At 52.4% G+C, this 18,856-nt stretch carries 16 protein-coding genes; all 16 read right to left on the minus strand.

Annotation, left to right across the window (positions count from 1 at the left end; all coding sequences use genetic code 11):
• Nucleotides 1–3: 3 nt before the first annotated feature.
• On the minus strand, nucleotides 4–3,888 hold the full coding sequence (locus tag VHA_RS04460) for a YhdP family protein (RefSeq protein ID WP_005502223.1): 3,885 nt from the start codon (nucleotides 3,886–3,888) through the stop codon (nucleotides 4–6).
• Between the two features lie 17 nt (nucleotides 3,889–3,905).
• Nucleotides 3,906–5,375, minus strand: a complete 1,470-nt coding sequence (gene rng, locus VHA_RS04465) for a ribonuclease G (RefSeq protein ID WP_005502225.1) — start codon at nucleotides 5,373–5,375, stop codon at nucleotides 3,906–3,908.
• The gene (locus VHA_RS04470) at nucleotides 5,372–5,959 is read right to left on the minus strand and encodes a Maf family protein (protein WP_005502227.1); all 588 of its coding nucleotides are present in this window, start codon (nucleotides 5,957–5,959) and stop codon (nucleotides 5,372–5,374) included. Before VHA_RS04470 ends, rng begins: the two co-directional genes overlap by 4 nt.
• Before the next feature lie 12 nt (nucleotides 5,960–5,971).
• Nucleotides 5,972–6,460, minus strand: coding sequence for a rod shape-determining protein MreD (gene mreD, locus VHA_RS04475; RefSeq protein ID WP_005502230.1), 489 nt, complete (start codon nucleotides 6,458–6,460; stop codon nucleotides 5,972–5,974).
• Entirely contained in the window at nucleotides 6,453–7,376 is a 924-nt protein-coding gene (mreC, locus tag VHA_RS04480; RefSeq protein ID WP_005502232.1) for a rod shape-determining protein MreC, read from the minus strand. Before mreC ends, mreD begins: the two co-directional genes overlap by 8 nt.
• Before the next feature lie 32 nt (nucleotides 7,377–7,408).
• Nucleotides 7,409–8,452 carry a rod shape-determining protein MreB gene (gene mreB, locus VHA_RS04485; protein ID WP_002537278.1) on the minus strand — a complete coding sequence of 348 codons (1,044 nt, stop codon included), beginning with the start codon at nucleotides 8,450–8,452 and terminating at the stop codon, nucleotides 7,409–7,411.
• 116 nt (nucleotides 8,453–8,568) lie between these two features.
• Nucleotides 8,569–11,640 carry a DUF6701 domain-containing protein gene (locus VHA_RS04490; protein WP_005502237.1) on the minus strand — a complete coding sequence of 1,024 codons (3,072 nt, stop codon included), beginning with the start codon at nucleotides 11,638–11,640 and terminating at the stop codon, nucleotides 8,569–8,571.
• Nucleotides 11,637–12,074, minus strand: a complete 438-nt coding sequence (locus tag VHA_RS04495; RefSeq protein WP_005502239.1) for a hypothetical protein — start codon at nucleotides 12,072–12,074, stop codon at nucleotides 11,637–11,639. Before VHA_RS04495 ends, VHA_RS04490 begins: the two co-directional genes overlap by 4 nt.
• Nucleotides 12,064–12,816, minus strand: coding sequence for a PulJ/GspJ family protein (locus tag VHA_RS04500; RefSeq protein ID WP_005502240.1), 753 nt, complete (start codon nucleotides 12,814–12,816; stop codon nucleotides 12,064–12,066). The genes VHA_RS04495 and VHA_RS04500 overlap by 11 nt, the downstream gene beginning before the upstream one ends.
• Nucleotides 12,816–13,421, minus strand: a complete 606-nt coding sequence (locus VHA_RS04505; RefSeq protein WP_005502245.1) for a type IV pilus modification PilV family protein — start codon at nucleotides 13,419–13,421, stop codon at nucleotides 12,816–12,818. The genes VHA_RS04500 and VHA_RS04505 overlap by 1 nt, the downstream gene beginning before the upstream one ends.
• A complete protein-coding gene (locus VHA_RS04510; protein ID WP_005502246.1) occupies nucleotides 13,405–13,869 on the minus strand; it encodes a type II secretion system protein in 465 nt (154 codons plus the stop codon). Before VHA_RS04510 ends, VHA_RS04505 begins: the two co-directional genes overlap by 17 nt.
• Nucleotides 13,870–13,883: 14 nt before the next feature.
• Nucleotides 13,884–14,303 (minus strand): type II secretion system protein, encoded by a 420-nt coding sequence (locus tag VHA_RS19195; protein ID WP_005502247.1) that lies wholly within the window; start codon nucleotides 14,301–14,303, stop codon nucleotides 13,884–13,886.
• A complete protein-coding gene (locus tag VHA_RS04520; protein WP_040528201.1) occupies nucleotides 14,300–14,905 on the minus strand; it encodes a hypothetical protein in 606 nt (201 codons plus the stop codon). Before VHA_RS04520 ends, VHA_RS19195 begins: the two co-directional genes overlap by 4 nt.
• The gene (locus VHA_RS04525; protein ID WP_005502249.1) at nucleotides 14,906–16,123 is read right to left on the minus strand and encodes a type II secretion system F family protein; all 1,218 of its coding nucleotides are present in this window, start codon (nucleotides 16,121–16,123) and stop codon (nucleotides 14,906–14,908) included.
• The gene (locus VHA_RS04530; protein ID WP_005502250.1) at nucleotides 16,123–17,838 is read right to left on the minus strand and encodes a GspE/PulE family protein; all 1,716 of its coding nucleotides are present in this window, start codon (nucleotides 17,836–17,838) and stop codon (nucleotides 16,123–16,125) included. Before VHA_RS04530 ends, VHA_RS04525 begins: the two co-directional genes overlap by 1 nt.
• Nucleotides 17,828–18,853 (minus strand): tetratricopeptide repeat protein, encoded by a 1,026-nt coding sequence (locus VHA_RS04535; RefSeq protein ID WP_005502252.1) that lies wholly within the window; start codon nucleotides 18,851–18,853, stop codon nucleotides 17,828–17,830. The genes VHA_RS04530 and VHA_RS04535 overlap by 11 nt, the downstream gene beginning before the upstream one ends.
• Nucleotides 18,854–18,856 lie beyond the last annotated feature (3 nt).

An 18,856-nucleotide genomic window follows, 5' to 3' on the forward strand; every position in this document is an offset into this window, starting at 1 on the left:
AACCTATTGCTCCTTCTGCTGTTCTCGCAAGCGCTTAAAGGCTTTTTCTGGCAATGTCACTTCGCCGGTACTGCGCGACACTTCCCTGACAACCGGATCATCAATCGCCCCGCTGACCTGATAGCGAACCTGTGTAAACGCATCGACCACCGGCGAAAGCACCGTGGTGACAGCCAGGACATAAAGCGCAGTTTGAGGGGTGACAGCAAACGCGGTAAACACCGGGATCCCGGAGGTTAAATCTGGCACAAACCTGACGTCCGCATTCACCTGATTTTTCGCAAGATTTGCTATCCCTCTTATAAACATATCACCTGCCAGTGCTTTCATCTGGATATTATCCGTGACAATAACCCCGTTAGTGATTGATGCGCTGCCACTTATCTCATCAAAAGCCAGACCATCTTCAAATACGCCGGTGAAATCGAGCTGCATTTTTCGCAAGATAGAATCCAGGCTAAAAAGACCAAGCAAACGGCCGGCTCCGCCAACGCCACTGATGTATCCGTTTTCGATCTTGGTCGTGAGTGTGCCATCCATGCTGGCAACATCCACCGCCCAAGGGGCGCCGTCAAAACTGATCTGGCCAGAGGACTTCATAGTGGCATCCTGTATGCCCCCCGTCACCGCAAAGCGCCCCATCAGATCACTGCTGTTATTGGCTGTTACGTCAAACGTCAGATCCGAATGATTAAAACCTTGCCGGGTAATAGACCAGTCACCGCTTGCCCGTATCTGTGTGCCACCGCTGTCGAGAACAAATTTTGGCATCGTGATAGTGTCTCCCCGTTTCAGCAGTTGGGTGTTTACGCTGCCAAGACGATAGCCTTGAACCCAGAGTTCTTTGATGGTCAAGTCTGTCGAAGGAATATAACGCATCATGGCGCGGTCAAAATCAGATGCCGTCCGGTTACTGGCGTGCTGCTGCGCCGGGGTTTCACGCTCTTGGCTGTCTTTATCCAGGTCCACATTGAGGAAAAGATGCTCAATGGTTGCCGTCAGAAAGTCATCTTCATCCCACCACGCATCGCCCGCTAACTCCTCACTGCCCACCAATACATGGTAACCGTCACTTTTCTTCCGTGCTGCCATGGAAAAGTGATTAAAAACCAGTTCGCCGGCTTTGATCCTGTCCGCTTTCACATTCAGCCTTGACGGTGCGGGCAAAACCACGGGGAACGATGCTTTCGGGTCTTGGTGGGCGGCTTCAAGCCGTGAAATGACATCCTTCCAGGCCGGGATATCCAGTTCCGGCACGTTAATGCTGACGCCATTGCCGGAAAGAGGCTGCAAAGAGAGCTCTCCTTCACCCATCACAATGCGGCTCTTGGTTACCACGGGAATATCATGGCTGATATCAACATTGGCCTGATATTTAAGGTTCGGCAGCACCACCTGCCCCACCAGGCTCTGAGCATCACCAGACGCTTTGAGGCTACCCCAACCTGTCGTAGATAACGGTTTATCAAACGGCGCTGGCAGGTTCACTTGCATGGCGTTCAGGTCCGCATCCAGATTGATATCATAAGTAAAGCCCACGTCTCTGAGTGCAATCCCCACATTCAGATCCCAGTCTGACTGCCCCTCGATAATCGAAAGATCAGGTTGGCTGAGTGCTTTTTTCAGCCTGTCTGCATCCCACCTGCCATCAATGTCGATATTGACCAGATAACTGTCTGATTCCGTTTCCCCCCTGAAACCGATTGCCACCGGCTGCTCAAGTAAGCTAGCAGTGAGCTTGTCCGCCCAGACCACGTCGTTATCAAATACAATCTCACCGCTGACATTGTTGAAGGTCATCTCAGGACTGACAATCGACACCTGACTGTTGTTGAGGGATGCCCGCCCTTTCACCAGCACATCATCACCATTGAGGGGAATATTGAGGGAGATATTGCCCTCAACCTTGCCGTCGACCTGCACATGGGTCAGCGCGGCACCGACAGAGTCCACCAGCGGCGTGGCCAGCATGTATTCACGCAGATCCTCACCGCTGGACGCAATATTGGCATCAATCAACAGCACGCTGTTATCGTCACTGAAAGACGGAATTTTTCCTTTCAAGCCGTACCCACGCGCGCCCATCAACCCAACATTGGAGGCATCGAGGTACAGCGCATCATTTTGGAACAGCAGATCTAAATCCAGCTCAGTCAACGTCGGCCACTGGGTGTCAAAACTGAACTGGGCGTTTTTCAGAGGTACATAGGCCTGAAAAATTCCCTGATGTTCAGGGTATGGAAAGGTAGCGAAATCGCCATACCACACCAGCTTGGCGTGATCAGCCTGACCACCTCGGATTGCCGCTGAGAGGTAGTCTGTCAACGTTTCACCAAGGGCTAGGGTGGGCAGATATCGCCAGGTTTCACCGGCGTTGTTCAGGCTGGCTTCGGCATAAAAGGCGAGCCAGGAACTGCTGTCATCAAACGGAATATCAAGACGGAACTCTCCCAACACGTCCAGATGCGGAGAGCGCACTGCCACCCGATCCGACCAGATGGTCACACGCTGATCATCCAGCGTCCAGAAGCCGACAACCTCGCCTTGCTCGATATTAAGTGGCGCCTGAAAAAAATCACCATACGGCAGGGTGTCATCGGTCATCGACAACACGACCTTGCCGTTGCGGCCTTCGCCCGCCAGCGTCATATCGAGTTTATGTACTTCCGGCAAATACCCCCAATGCCCGAAACAGATATCATTGAGCGCTGCTGAATAGCGCACAGCTTCCCCGTCAGTTTTGGCGACACGGATATCCTGCGCCTTCCCGTCGGGAGAAAGGGCCTGCAGTGCATTTTCCACCCCGTCAGGCAACGACACCAGTTCACGCAGGGGCAACAGTAACCCCACATCAAGCTGCCTGACATTGAGCTGCCATTGCCTGTCACCAATCTCGGCACGCAGGTTTGGCTCAGGCCACAGCCTGCCACCGGTTTTAATCGCAAAGTTATCGGTCGCCACATGCCAGCCTGATGCGGAGTGCTCAAGCAAGATTTGACCGCGCTCCACCTTTACGGATTGGGTATTACTTTGTTGTTCCTGAAGCGTGGGAGTGTTCGGGGACCAAGCCACGTCACTGCCGCTGAGACTGACCAGCGCTGAACGCGGGTGGCCATTTTCCACTGTCAGCCAGGCTTCCCCCCCAACTGTGGCTTTGACCAGGGAGACATCCGGGTTGATGAAGGTCCCAATCCATCTTTTTAGCGAGACATCATCGGCTTTGAGGTAAAAATCGCCATCTAGAGAACTTAATCCACTGTCTTCTGTGAAAACGCCTTGCACTTCTACCTTGTTCAGCGACGTGCCCTGCACACTGACCACCCCCTGAACATGGTGGGTTCTTTCCCGGTTATCCCACAAAAGAGAGGCGATATTGATGGTTTGGCGCTCTTCAGAAGGCGAGAGTAAAGTGACCTTGGCATCTTTGATGGTGAACTGGCCAAGCTCCACCAAAAACAGACGTTCCAGCTGGGCCCTCAGGCTTTCACTGCCCGAATTATCACGCTCGGAAAGCTGGGTCAGGTCAACATTCAGGCCGTTGATAGACACATTGGAAAACGTCGGTTCACGGCGTTGCAAGCTGGCCCAGAGGTCAAATTGCATATCGATGCGTTGCGCCGTCAGGATTTCAAGCTGCGAGGCGTCGGTGGAAAGCGTCAGATCATGCAAAGATAAAGAGGGCACCAGATAACGCCAGTGCCCCTTGAACGCGGAAAAATCGATGGTGAAACCACTGGCCTCTGATACCCATCGCTGTATTGGCGCTTTTGCCGTGTCCAGATTGGGCAAGACTACACGCATAGCCGCAGTAAACACCGCGGCACTCACCAGTACCGCGACAACCAGCCATTTCACCGTTATTGCTACACGTCGAGCCAACCCAGCCATTAAACGCACTGTCTCACTTACATCATCACCACATCAAACTGCTCTTGGGTATACAGCGGTTCTATATGCACTTTCACTTGTTTGCCAATAAAGACTTCCAACTCAGCCACCGCGTGTGACTCATCACCTTCCAGCGCTTCTCCCACAGACGGTGATGCATAGACCACGAACTTGTCCGCATCATACGCCCGGTTAACACGGGTAATTTCACGCAGCACTTCGTAGCATACGGTCTCCACGGTTTTGACCGAGCCACGGCCTTCACAAGTTGGACACTCACCACACAGCACATGTTCAATACTTTCGCGGGTACGTTTGCGGGTCATCTCCACCAGACCAAGCTGGGTAAAACCATTGATGTTGGTTTTGACACGGTCTTTCGACAGCGCAAGCTCAAGAGATTGCAATACACGCTGACGGTGCTCTTCCGAGATCATGTCGATAAAGTCGATGATGATAATGCCGCCCAGGTTACGAAGGCGCAGTTGGCGGGCGATCGCGCGGGTCGCCTCAATGTTGGTGTTGAAAATGGTCTCTTCAAGATTACGGCGGCCAACAAACGCACCGGTGTTGATATCCACCGTGGTCATGGCCTCAGTCTGGTCAATGATCAGGTAACCACCGGATTTAAGCTCCACCTTGCGGTCAAGTGAACGCTGAATTTCATTTTCGGTGTCATACATATCGAAAATGGGTTGCTCACCGGTATACAGCTCAATTTTGTCAGAAAGCTCAGGGACAAACTCGTCAGTAAATTCCCGCAACGCTTCCACCGCTGAACGGGAATCAACACGGATAATATCCAGCTCAGTACCGACAAAATCTCGCAGAATACGCTGTGCGAGTCCCAACTCACCGTAAAGCATCGATTTGGAAGGACGTTTGGCACGACGCTCCAGTACTTTATTCCACAGACGCTTCAGAAACGCTGCATCTTGGGCCATCTCCTGCTCAGATGCGCCCTCGGCAGCAGTACGAATAATAAAACCACCCAGGTCATCACAGTACTCAGAGACAATGCGTTTGAGGCGCTCACGCTCTGCCTCACTCTCAATGCGCTGAGACACCCCCACATGGGACGCACCCGGCATGAAAACCAGGTAGCGTGACGGTAAGGTAATGTCAGTGGTCAGGCGCGCACCTTTGGTACCCAGCGGGTCTTTCACCACCTGCACCACGATATCCTGCCCCTGGCGAACCAGTTCGGAAATATCACGCACCTGGAACTGCTGCTTTTCGTTTTCTGCGACACATTCGGTGTGGGGAACGATATCAGAAGCATGCAAGAACGCGGCTTTATCCAAACCAATATCGACAAACGCCGCCTGCATACCCGGCAATACACGGCTCACTTTGCCTTTGTATATGTTGCCGACAATGCCGCGTTTGGCTTCGCGCTCAATGTGGATCTCTTGCAGGTAGCCCGCCTCTATCATGGCGACGCGGGTTTCTGACGGCGTTACGTTAATCAGTAACTCTGCGTTCATAAGGTTTTACCACGTAATTGTTGGAATTCTTTCAACAGCGTGTCGGTTTCATAAAGCGGCAACCCGACCACGGCATGGTAACTGCCGTCAATGCGTGTCACGAACCGGCCTCCCAGCCCTTGGATGGCATAACTTCCCGCCTTGTCACAAGGCTCACCGCTTTGCCAGTAGGCGTCAATGTCATCATCACTGAGAGGCTTGAACCAGACATGGGTTGTGACCAGCGTGGTCAGCGAACGGTGCCGGTCGGCAAGTGTCACTGCAGTCATCACCTGATGCTGGCGGTTGGAAAGCTGACGCAACATATGTCGTGACGCCGCCAGATCCGACGGTTTTTCCATTACATGACCGTCACACACCACAATAGTATCAGAGCCCAGTACAGGTAAATCGAGCGGGGCGACATTCACACCGGCCTTGGCTTTATCCAGGGATAAACGGCGAACATAGTCCGCCGCTTGTTCATGGGGCTGGCGCCGCTCTTCCACGTCAACACGTAAAATCTCAAACGGGACAGAAAGCTGTTCCAGCAGCGCCTTTCTTCGGGGTGAGGCAGACGCGAGGTAAAGTTGAAGATCTGCCATGATTTCTCCAGGTTACTTAATCGAAAACTGACGGCGTATCCGTCGCAACAACAAAAACAGCCAGGGCCATAATAAAAAGTTAAGCAGGCCCGCCCAAAGTTGCGAAGGATCGAACTGAACATTGGAGACCAGATACTCCGCCCAAAACTCCAGCACTTTTCCTGCTAAAGTGAGCAAACACAGAAGCGCGGCCTGTTGCCAAAGTGACATGTTACGCAGCATCTGGAAATTCAGCGCAACGATATACACCACTACCGACATCATCAACCCGCGCACGCCAAGTGTTGAGCCTAGCATCAAATCCCATAGCAAACCGACAACCAAGGCAGTCCCGACATTCACCCGGTGTGGCAATGCCAGCACCCAGTAAAATGCCACCAGCAGCACCCAGGAAGGACGGAAAGGCGCCAGTTCACCTGGCCAGGGGGCTGCCTGTAAAATCAGGGCAATAATAAAAGAAAGCCAGATAAGCGCACGGCCACGCAAGGTTGAATTAGCCATTGCTTACCTCTTGTCGCTGTTCTTCTCCTGCGGCGTCAGACGGCGCATCATCCACCGGCACTTGTTCTGCATCTTCAATCACTGCTTTCTTTTCCACATCCGTTGGCCATACCAACAGAAGATACCTCAGCCGGTCAAACTGCACTTCCGGCTTGGCGTCAACCTGGGCAAACGGGCGCTTGTTATCAAACGAGAAGGACGTCACCTTTGCCACCGGATACCCTTCCGGGAAGACACCGCCCAATCCGGATGTCACCAGCATATCGCCCGGCTCAATATCGGTGCTGCTCGGAATGTTCTCCAGCTGGATGTTGTCATTGTCGCCACGCCCTGAGGCAATGACACGAATATCATTGCGCACCACCTGCACGGGGATCGCATGGGTCGGGTCAGTAATCAGCAGCACCCGGCTATTGTGTGCCCCGACATAGGATACCTGTCCCACAATGCCGCGCTCGTTGATCACTGGCTGACCTTCGTAAACACCATTGGTACGCCCTTTATCAATCATCACCTGATGCTTGTAAGGATCAGAGTCCACCGCCATCACTTCTGCGACCATCTTGCGTTCATCACGCACAAACGGCGATCCCAACAGTTCACGAAGACGCTGGTTTTCCTGCTCCATCTGCTCAAACAGCAGCTGGTCGCTTCTGAGCATCAGCACTTCTTCTTTGAGCCTGGTGTTTTCAATCAACAACTGTTGATGCGAGGTGAACTGGCGGAATGTGTCGTCCAGCAGATCACGCGGCACATTGGAGGCATACTGCAACGGAGCCACCAATGAGTTCAGCAAATAACGGAAATTGGTGAAAGCACCCAAACGGCTATCAGCCAGCATAAGGCTGGCTGATAGTAAAAGAGCGAAGAACAGGCGTAATTGTAGTGATGGCCCACGGCCAAAAATTGGTTTCATTCAGTTACAACCTGTTTGTTGGTGGAAGAGGATCAATCTTCGCTGAACAGATCGCCACCGTGCATGTCGATCATTTCAAGCGCTTTACCGCCACCACGTGCAACGCAGGTCAACGGCTCTTCAGCCACAACGACCGGAATACCGGTTTCTTCGGTCAGCAGACGATCCAGATCCCGCAGCAGCGCACCACCGCCAGTCAGCACCATACCGCGCTCAGAGATGTCTGATGCCAACTCTGGCGGACATTGTTCCAGTGCCACCATCACTGCAGACACAATACCGGTCAGCGGCTCTTGCAGTGCTTCCAGGATTTCGTTGGAGTTCAGGGTAAAGCTGCGTGGCACACCTTCTGCCAGATTGCGGCCGCGCACTTCAATTTCACGCACCTCGTCGCCTGGGTAAGCAGAACCTATCTCATGCTTGATGCGCTCAGCAGTTGCTTCACCAATCAGGCTGCCGTAGTTACGGCGCACATAGTTGATGATGGACTCGTCAAAACGGTCACCACCGATGCGGACAGACGAAGAATACACCACGCCGTTCAGGGAGATAACGGCCACTTCAGTGGTACCGCCACCGATATCGACCACCATAGAACCGGTCGCTTCAGATACTGGCAGGCCAGCCCCGATTGCCGCCGCCATTGGCTCGTCAATCAGGTACACCTCACGTGCACCGGCACCCAACGCAGATTCACGGATGGCACGGCGCTCAACCTGGGTTGAACCACAAGGAACCGCCACCAGTACACGTGGGCTGGGGCGCATAAAACTGTGGTCGTGAACGGTTTTAATAAAGTGTTGCAACATTTTCTCAGTCACATAAAAATCAGCGATAACGCCGTCTTTCATCGGACGAATAGCCGCGATGTTGCCTGGCGTACGGCCCAGCATTTGTTTTGCTTCGTGACCTACTGCCGCAACGCTTTTTGGTGAGCCTGCACGATCTTGACGAATTGCGACAACGGAAGGTTCATCCAGAACAATCCCCTGTCCTTTCACATAGATGAGAGTGTTAGCGGTTCCCAGATCGATAGACAGATCATTAGAGAACATACCTCGCAATTTCTTAAACATAATCTTCGGTTAATCCTGCAAGCATTAAAATTCTTCAAATTCCGCTAAATGTACCAACGCTGACGGGACGCGGCAAGGTGATGATCTACAAACCTGAATGAGATCAGTCTTTTTTTTCATTCTCCTGTCAATGTGATGTTTTTTTCACCTTTATAGATCACACGATCGTTACCACGATAAAAGCCAAACGTTCCCATTGCACTAGGGTCATCATCAAACTGAGAACCCTGCCAGTTATGTTGAAGCCAAGTTTGAGGCACGATTCCCACAAGTCCCTTATCCAGCCTTTGCCAATAGCGGAACTGCTCACGGTTATAGGCACCATTTTGCTTCGGAGGTTCAACAATAAACGCCGAGCGGCCGTTTTTAACAGTTTTCTTAGTAATGATGTCACCCGCATCACTGCGTAAAAGGATCTGGGCACGGTCGATGTCTTTATCTGTGTCGCTGACCAAAACCTCTTTTTCACCGATCTGCGTTGAAATGAACGAGCCATTGTCTCTGCCGTTGGTTTCAAAACGCTGACCGTTAAAATATTCGATTGCAACCTCAAGACGTTGCTCACTGACAAAGTCCTGGGTTTCGGCGAACCCGTTGAGTTTCATACGGCCGAAGAAGAAATCCCCGTCGGTGAATTTAGCGCCGAATTGGGTTCCATCAGGGCTTAGAACCTGTTCATTACAACCTGTTGCGCCTGCAGCTTCGCAATAGCGAAAATCGGTTTTGTCGATATCTGATGTAGCAACACCAACGGCAAACTCGACATCTTCAAACGGGCCATCCGGCACGCTTTCTTTTTTGATGGTCATCCCACCACCAAACACATACTGGCTAAATCCATTGTCGTCTGGCTGCCAGCCGGAGACAGAGCGAGCACTCGGCCGGTACCATCGGGACGTCAAATCCTGAAAACCGCCAGACCTTGCGAACGACGGATGGAGCGCCCACTCCTCAAACGTTGCAGTACGTGGCGACAGGTGATAGTTCCTCACCCGCTGGTTATCCACTGTCATGGCATAGACAGTGTATTGCCCCTCAAACGGTTGATTGAGGTAGGTAAAGCCTTTGCCATCCTTATCGTCAGACGGCAACATACCCGGCGTCAAGGAACCGGCAACAGAAAAATGGGACGGGTAGAAGCGCCCAATCTCTCGTAAGCCGGGATTCACTGGCATATCGAAATATGGTTGTTGTTCATCCAATTGAGATTGGATCAAGAAGCTGCCCACATCGCCAACACTGATACCGTTAAATCGGTATCTGACAGCGTTGTTATCATTGGCACCATTGGTGTCATCATGCTCTCTTGGGACAACCCCTGACAACAATGCATCTTGCCAGCCACTGGGTTTAGTCACGCGCGCCGTCGTGTCCAGCGTAACCTTGACAGGCAAGGCATCCGCTCGCCAGAAGCTCGGCGTAGGCGCTCTGCCACAGAAGCTTTGATTCAGCGTGACTGGCGCCGTATTAGCGGGGTTGCCCGGGTTATTCGGCTCAGGATCCGGAGAGTCATTCTGACGCCATATCACTGGCTTTAGCGCCACATTAAACGGCTCACCCGCCTTTTTAAATGCAGTGCCCTCGGAGATTTGCTTTGGTGTTGGCAAGGTACCACAAATGGCAAATGTGTAAGGACGCGATTCAACGACAATATCGCCTTTAGGGGTATCGGCCGAAGCAGTAGTCGCTGACTCTTGCTCAGTCAGGTTGTTTAAAGATTCAGTGGAAGGCTCGCTGGCCTTCACCTCTTCAATCGGAATTGAGAATGTACCCGCATCGGGGTAAGTGATATTAAACGCGTCCACTGCACGGCCTTTACTGAACGTTACAGATAAAACCTGCTCCCCCGTAGCCTTATCAACGACGGGAGTGACAGGTGCAGTGCCGTCAGCATAACGAGGTTGGATATAGTCTGCCGTGCCGACTTTGACTTGTTTGACACCTTCATAGTCAGGGATAGGTCGAGGGTCACAATTGCCGTAGGTTGCCTCAATGGTGACGGGCTCTGGTTTGCCTGCAACCATCTTCAGTGGCGACGGTGAAATACGGTACCCACCTGCGGTGAAGGTGTAACTGCCTGTGTCTTCCGATTCCAGTTCACCTGTTTTCTCAGACGTAAACGAGGCCGTGACGTTAACCGTGCCAACCGCCTTGTTTTGCAGCCACAAGGTACGTTTTCCACCACGAAGAGAAAAATTGCCAGAAGGGCTGCCATTGCAGGTGCTATTGGCACTTCCCCGCCAACAGGCAACGGACGAACTCGTTGCATTCACCGTTAGATCACCGGCAATATCTGTCTGAGTTTCGCCTTTGTCGTTTTTGACTTCGAAGGTAATGGGTATGGCAGTGCAGGTGTCACTTACCGCTGTTTTTGGCGAAAAGTCGAGCTTGTAAGACCGAAGTGCACCCGCATATTCTATCTCTGCATTTTTATTAAGGTGAATTCGTGGTGCAGTCACAGCCCCCCAGATTCGAGCGCCTGTATTTGTTTCTTCACCGCCTCCCAACTTTACAGCCCCCTCAGAGTATAAGTACATATGCATCAGAGAATTAGACCCTAAATGTACGGGAGGTGTGTATATGTCTAGTGAATTATCATGAACATAGAAAACAACATTCTTCGGCGACCCATTACTATTGACACTCGCATTTGAGCTAACTTTTAACGTATTCACATGAATTTCAACGTCACCGTCGAAAAACAACTCTGTGTTATCACCTAAAGTTAACTCACCAAAGAAATAAACCCCTGATTTAAAATATGCCTTCCTATACTGCTGAAAATTTACTTTTTTATAATTTGGAGAGTTTTGGTCAAAGAAGAACTCCATCACTCCCCAATCATTCTCGGCAGGTAATGTAGTTTCGACCAGTTGTCCTTCGCCAGAGCCAACGACAAGAGGCTTTAACCCTGCGGTCGGAGGTCTGTCATCAGTCTTGATACAACTCACCTTCTGAGTTCCATTACTACAGTAGGAACCTAAGTCCTTCTGAAGAATTTCATCAAATCCCATTTCAACATAGCTGTTATTTGAAGTCTCGATTACACGAGATGCTTCTTCCATGACGATATTGGATGCAGTATTGGTGGGTGCCTGTGCTGGCCCAGGAAAATAAATACCATTGGATGAGGCCCAAAGCGTTGAACTGAAAACGAGCAAAAAAAAGACCAGCAAAAATCTTGTCATTGGGAAATCCCCCTCATCCAACTCTCTTGCACACGAACAACTTCATGCGCACCGCTGCCACAGCGCCCTTGGCTTTCCACATAGTATTGGGTCAATGCACCAGTGCCCACCGTCTTGCACGTCACCGCCACTGAACAGCCTTTAAGCCCAGGCATATCAAATGAGATCGTCGTTGCCGCATCGCACTGCGCTGCAGGATTCGGGTTTGACGTGGTCGCCAGTGGAAACAGCCTCGCCAATGCCATTTCAGTGCCGCTATTGGCGGCAAGCCAGGCACGGGCACCCAGCACTTCCCGTGCAGTGGTATCACTCTGAGAGGCATTGATTTTAAGCAATGCAGCACCGAGCGCTGCCAGCGCTGTGATGGCAAAAACAGAGATAATCAGCATACTGCCGCGCTGACGTGTTAACGGTGAAAGAACATTAGGGCGCATTGAGAACCTGCACTTGTTGGTCATATTCCGAGATTTCACCCGACTGCACAAAGCGATAAAAAATACGAACGAGGTTACCGCCAGAAAGGGTTTCGCTGGCGATGGCAAAACGACTGCCGCTTGAAAGGTTGTTCGCCAACGTCACTGCTGCGGAGGAACCATCATTGACCCGCCGTGTCAGCGCTGTGCCATCAAAACAAAAGGTGACAGAGTGGCGATAGAGATAAAAACGTGAAGACGGTGAACCGACAGGCCAATCGTCTGAAGCCACTTTCGATGTGGTCAGTGTGCTACCACTTACCCCTGTGATGGCATAACTGTTACTGGCCGCTGTGGTTAAATCCTGCGACTTACTGGGCGCAAACACAATGCGATGCTTCCCGTCATTGATTTGGCTTTGCCAAGGCTTATCGATCGCAGAGATAGCCACCTCCAGTTGATTGGTGCCGTCTTCGCGGTCAGCATAAATACCGGTGTAGACAATCGGCCAGTAAGTGAGGCATTGGGCATTTGAAGTGACCGTTAAACTGTTCGGCACCGCATGACGAAGCTCCCGTGCAACACGCTCTACCGCAAAACGGGCACCTGATTGCAAGGCGTCACGGTTGCGCGATTCCACATACCCTGCCGCGCCTGATGCAATAAAACCAAATATGCCGACAGAGACGATCGCCAGAATCGTCAGGGTGACGATAAGTTCAACCAGGGTAAATCCACGCGATTTGGCCGTAAGCAATACCATCAGAAATTGCTCCGGTAGGCCGTAAAGTCGACACGGCCAAAGCGCCCGGTATCGACATACAAATCAATCCGCTTATAAAGCCGGTCATTGTGAGTACTGTCAGCGAACGTGTGGCTGTCATACTCGACATGAATATTGACGGTAAATCCGCGGTAATCGTCCGCAGAGCCACCGGTTAGCGCCGTTAGCGGCCCCCGGTGATCTTGGGTACAGGCAGTACGTTCCCCCCAACAGCCGATGTAATCTTCCACCGCAACAAACCCCGTTCCGGCAAAAAGCGGCGATGAACAGGAAGGGATCGGGGTTGGCGCAATAATCCCCTGTGCGATAACGGCTTCTGCGTTTTCATCACAGCGCCAGCGACTGCCGTTAGGGTCTGAATGTTTATCAAACTGTCGCGCCAATATCTGATTCATCACCGCTTGCCCAAGCGCGGCGGCGCGCGCTTCATAATGGGGGTTGGCTGATTTGGCAAACATCGGGAACAGCGTGGCGCTGAGCAGTACCAGGGCAACCCCGAAGACCACAATGCCGATAACCAGCTCCACCAGCGTATAGCCCTGCTGGTGATTTAAAATTCGGGAAGTGTTATCCGCGACAGGCATAAAAATAGCCCTCGCTGTTAAGACAAATGCTGGCAGAACGCTCACCTTGCGAGAAAGTTATCTCACAATCAGATGATGCACAAAGGCGCGCTCCGCTTACGCTTACAGGCCGCCCGAGCAAATCAAAATAGACCGTCTGGGCGGGGTAAATACGAACCTGGGATTCAGACAGGTCCACCACATCACTGCGGTTGTCACCGAAACCGCAGTCAGGATCGCCACTGCCCCCCATCCGGGAGGCAGCAACGTACAGGGCATAGCAGCCAGCAGACGGATTCTCCTGCTGCATGGCCCTGAGCTGGACTTGCCTTGCAACAGACAAGCCCGTATCCCGCGCACTGATCACGGAAAAGGCATCAGCCCCCGACAGGCGCGGGACGGCAAACACACTCAGAATACCGAGGATCACCAGAACGGTGATCAGCTCGATTAGGGTGAAGCCTTTCATCCGAGATTAAGCGTCTACAGCAACTTGCTAGAACAGGCCACAACAGTCACTACTGGTGCTTTTCCTTCTTCTGCATCAGTGTAGGAAACACAGTTCGATCCTGAATTTTTTTCTAGTTTATATTTCACTGTTGTACCGGATATATCTCCTTCAGCTACAAATCCATCCATTTCAACAAAATCAGCAATGTTCACAGCTTTTGGATAGCCATTGATCATTTTATTTGCGACTTCAGGGTCACTTTCATCAAGCTGATATTTTGCATGAGCAAGGCTAGCCGCACTTTGCATTGCTGCGGCCAGTCCTTCCAACGATGCCGTGCGTGCATCATCTTTGAAATCCAAAAACTTCGGCGCTGCTGTTACCGCCAGAATACCCAGGATCACGATCACTACGATCATTTCAATCAGCGTAAAACCGCCTTGACGTTTCATTTTACTTCTCCGTTTTCTCTCAATACTTCTACGCGGCCTGATGCCGGGTAGTAAGCAAAAACATGACGCGCCGAATCTGGCGTGCCATTATTCCCAAAACCGGTGCGAACCGGCCTTTCAAATCGGCAATAGGGCGGGGCGTCAATACCTTTGTCCCTGACAACTATTGCGCGAATCTTCGGGGTCGACATCGTGTCTGCCGCCGCCTCAAATGGATTGTCCAGCCAGTAAGACTGGCCGGTAAAGTGCTCCAGCAACTCGCCGCAATCTTTGGCGTGCATATCTGCCAACGTCTCTGCACCGTTTTCCAGCGCAAAAGGAAAACCGTTGTGCTTGTTATTTGTTGGGCTCAACCGGAAACCAACATGGTTAACTATTACGATATCGCTTTGTTTATTTTCATTTTTTAATGCTGCTCGCAAATGTACATTCTGCGCTGAACCCGCAAACGCCTGCGCGAGATAACGAAATTCCACCTCATCGGCAAACTGCACAATCCGGCTAAACACCGGGATAGCAGCGAGCACTAATCCGCACACCATGACCACCAGCAGCGCCCACTGCACCGCGCTGCTTTCCCTGAACCTGAATAGCCAGTGCATTTAGCCACCGCGGATAAGGTCGAGCATGTTCCACATCGGCAGGAAAATACCCAATGCGAGGATAAGCACCATGCCCGCCACAATAAACAGCAGGATAGGCTCCATGCGTGCGGACAGGGTTTTCAGGTCATAATCCACTTCACGGTCATAAAAGTCGCTCGCCTCAAGCAGCAGGTTATCAATCTGCCCTGTTTCCTCGCCCACCTGGATCATCTGGTGTACCAAGGGCGTAAACAGTTCACTGTCTTCGGTTACCACGCTGAGGTTAACGCCCGATTCAATGGCGGCTTTCATTTTGTCCACCTCCCCTGCCAGGAAGTGGTTGTCCAGAGCCTCACCGGACATATGAAGTGCGGTGTTGAGCGGTACGCCCGCGCGTAACATCAAGGCAAACGTACGGGAAAAACGTGACATCAGGGCACGGTTGACCAGATTCCCGACAAGGGGAATGCGAAGTTTGAACCTGTCCCATTTCACCCGACCCTGCTCCGTGTTTTTCCACACCTGTAAACTGGCAAATAAGCACACCGTACCGAAAACCAGCAGCCACCAGAAATCGACAAAAAAGCCCGATGTTGCCATCAAAATCTGGGTCGGCAGCGGCAAATCGGCGCCAAACCTGGCAAACATCCCGGCAAATTGTGGAATAACATTCACGTTTAAAAAGGCCATCGCACCGATGATCACCACCATGACAAACGTTGGATACCGCAGTGCCGATTTAATCCGGCGACGGGTTTCCATTTCCTGCTCGTAATACTCAGCAAGCTGATACATGGCATCGTCAAGGCGACCCGTGTTTTCCCCGACTTGCACCAAGGACACAAACAACTCGCTGAACACGTTTGGGTGGTTGCGCATCGCCACGGACATCGGACTGCCATTGGACAGTTCACTGGCCACATTTTCCAGCGCTGTCTTCAATAGCTTATCGGTGGTGCTTTGCGCCAACCCATTGATAGCACGCAATAACGGCACGCCAGCCTTGATCAGGCTATAAGCCTGGCGGCTGAAAATGACCAGCGACGCTAACCTCACTTTAGGCTGGAACAGTGGCACACTGTTGCTTTGCCCCCGGGGTTGGGTAAGTTCAAGCGACAACAGCACGGCGCCAGACGCTGACACGCTGGCGATCGCCTCACTCTCGGTCGCGGCTTCTATAATGGCCGACACACGTTTTCCATTCGGCTTACGTGCCGTGTAGCGATACGTTGGCATCAGACACCTGTCAGCGACATCGCAGCAGATTCAGACAATTTCATCGCCTCTTCCAACGAGGTTTGCCCCTGTCTGGCAAAATCGAGTGCGCAGTGGACCAACGGTTTGTAGCCCGGTTGCTGCCCTGCGAGGACAGAAAACATCTGTGTGTCATTGGCACGCAGCGCATCCATCAGTTCAGGGGTAATTTCTAACAGTTCAAACACACCGATACGGCCTTTGTAACCGGTAAAGTTACAGCGTTGGCAGCCTCGACCCTGATAAAAGCCATGCCCTGCCATCTCCGGACGTATACTGGTCAGCCAGATTTTTTCCGCATCATCAGTGGCATGCGGCACTTTGCAATCTGGACAGATCTGGCGAATAAGGCGCTGTGCGAGCACGGCACGCACCGCACTTGCTACCAGATAGCCCGGCGCCTCCATGTCCAGAAGACGGAGCGCGCTGTCGATGGCGTTGTTGGTGTGCAGGGTAGACAACACCAGATGGCCGGTTAACGCGGCGCGAAGGCCGATTTCAACTGTTTCAAGATCACGCATCTCCCCCACCAGGATGATGTCCGGATCCTGGCGCAGAAAAGTACGCAGCACCGATGAAAAGGTCAGTCCTATCTTGTTTTGGATCTGCACCTGGCTGACTCGCGGCAGGCGATATTCCACCGGATCTTCGGCGGTCAGGATTTTTTTACCCGGCACATTAAGCTCATTCAGTGCACCGTAAAGGGTGGTGGTTTTTCCTGAGCCCGTCGGACCGGTCACCAGAATCATGCCATGGGGGCGGCGTAACTGGTGGCGGAACCGGGCCAGCATCTGGGCATCCATCCCCACCTCTTCCAGTTGCAATAAGCCTGCTGACTGGTTCAGCAGACGCATCACCACCGATTCACCGTATTGCACAGGCAGTGTGGAGACACGCACGTCGATAACGTTGCCGCGCACCGTCATATGAAAGCGGCCATCCTGTGGCAAACGCTTTTCAGAAATATCCATGCCACTCATGAGTTTCAAACGCAGCACCAGCGCTGAAGCAATCGCGTGCTCTTTTAGCAGGGTTTCATGCAGCACACCGTCGATACGCTGGCGGATGCGCAGTGAGGCGGCATCAGGCTCGATATGAATGTCTGACGCATTGACCTGCACTGCGTCTTCGAACAGCGAGTTAATCAGCTTCACCACGGTGACTTCTTCGGATTGCTCGTCTTCCATCCCGAAGCTTTGCTCAAGCTTCACACCGTGCTCTGCCTGCAAACGTTCGGCAAACGAGGCAATATCACTGGTTCGGCGATAGTAACGGTCAAACGCATCAATCAGCGGTTGCTCGGCCGTGATAAGCAGCTCAACATGATATTGATCCAGCAAATTCAGCACACTCTCCTGCGAGGCCAGATCGGCAGGATCCGACATCACCACACGCACAATATTCCCGACACGGCCAATTACCAGTGCACGGAGACGCCGGGCATGCACTTCCGGCAACAGGTTGACGGTATTTGGATCGACCGGTGTCAGACTCAGATCGATCAGCGGCACACCGAGCTGGCGCGAGAGGAAATCCAGCATCTGAGCTTCAGTCAGGATGCCCATTTCAATCAAGGTATCACCAATCTTTCGCCCGGTTTGAGACTGTCGTGCCAACGCCGCTCTCAGGTTTTCTTCGGTAATAATCTGCTCTTCAACCAGCAGGTCGCCAAGGCGTTTTCGCAGTTTAACGGCCATCGTTTGCTTCCTGTTTCAGGCTGTGGAGGTAAGCCAGACGCTGGCGGGCAAAGCTCACCGACGCATTGCTCAAACCGCCGGATTTCACGGCATTGGCATAGGCTTTTTCAGCATCTGAGGTCGCCCCGGTTTTCTCAGCCGAAACGCCAAGTCCCAGCCACCAGCGACCGTCCATCGGCTCTTGTTCTGTCAGCCATTGGTAGCTTTCTCTGGCTTCCAGGTTTTTACCCAGTTTTTGCGCCAGTCCGGCACGCATCGACACCACTCGCACCTGCTCTTGGTCGAACAAATCAACCGGCCCAGCGAGCACATTCAGTGCCGATTCTTCACGGCCACTTTGCTGGTACATGCGCGCCAGTGTCAGCTTCAGCGTCGCCGCGTTGGGATTGGATTGAATGCCTTTTCGCAGCACATTTTCTGCATCACGCCATTGGTTACGGCCATACAACAGTCCTGCCAGTTGGTTGGTGGCAGCGACATGGTTCGGGTTGTATTTCACCGCATCCTGTAACAACGCAACTGCTTTCTGGGTATCACCGCGCTGAGCCTGCTTTTGCGCTTTTTCATACGCAAGATCTGCCAATTGCGCCCCGGTCAACTCAATGGTTTCCACAGACAGCGAGGCTGCCTGCTTGGCAGTTTGCTGTTCAAATGAAACCTTCTGCCGTGGTGCTGAAACATTGGCTGACTCGGACTCAACGGAAGCAGGCACCGTGGTGTTCATTGCCACATAATGGATGTCACTTTCCACCACTTTCTGGGTGGGTGAGAACACGGGCGCGGGTGTGGCCAACACAGGCTCAGGCTCAACAACAGTGGCAGGTAATGCCATTCTCTCACCGCCAGAAGAAACGGCCCACGCAATGCCGGATGCCCCGGCGAACGTCGCCACCAGAGCCAATGCGACACGCGCAAAGTGAAAGCCCCATGCTGAAGGAATGGGCGCAACAGCCACACGTTTTTCACTGTTTTCTGGCGACGACAGGTCGCTCAGCATGCGGTTTAGTTCACTCATGGT

Source organism: Grimontia hollisae CIP 101886 (assembly GCF_000176515.1).
Classification (GTDB): domain Bacteria; phylum Pseudomonadota; class Gammaproteobacteria; order Enterobacterales; family Vibrionaceae; genus Enterovibrio; species Enterovibrio hollisae.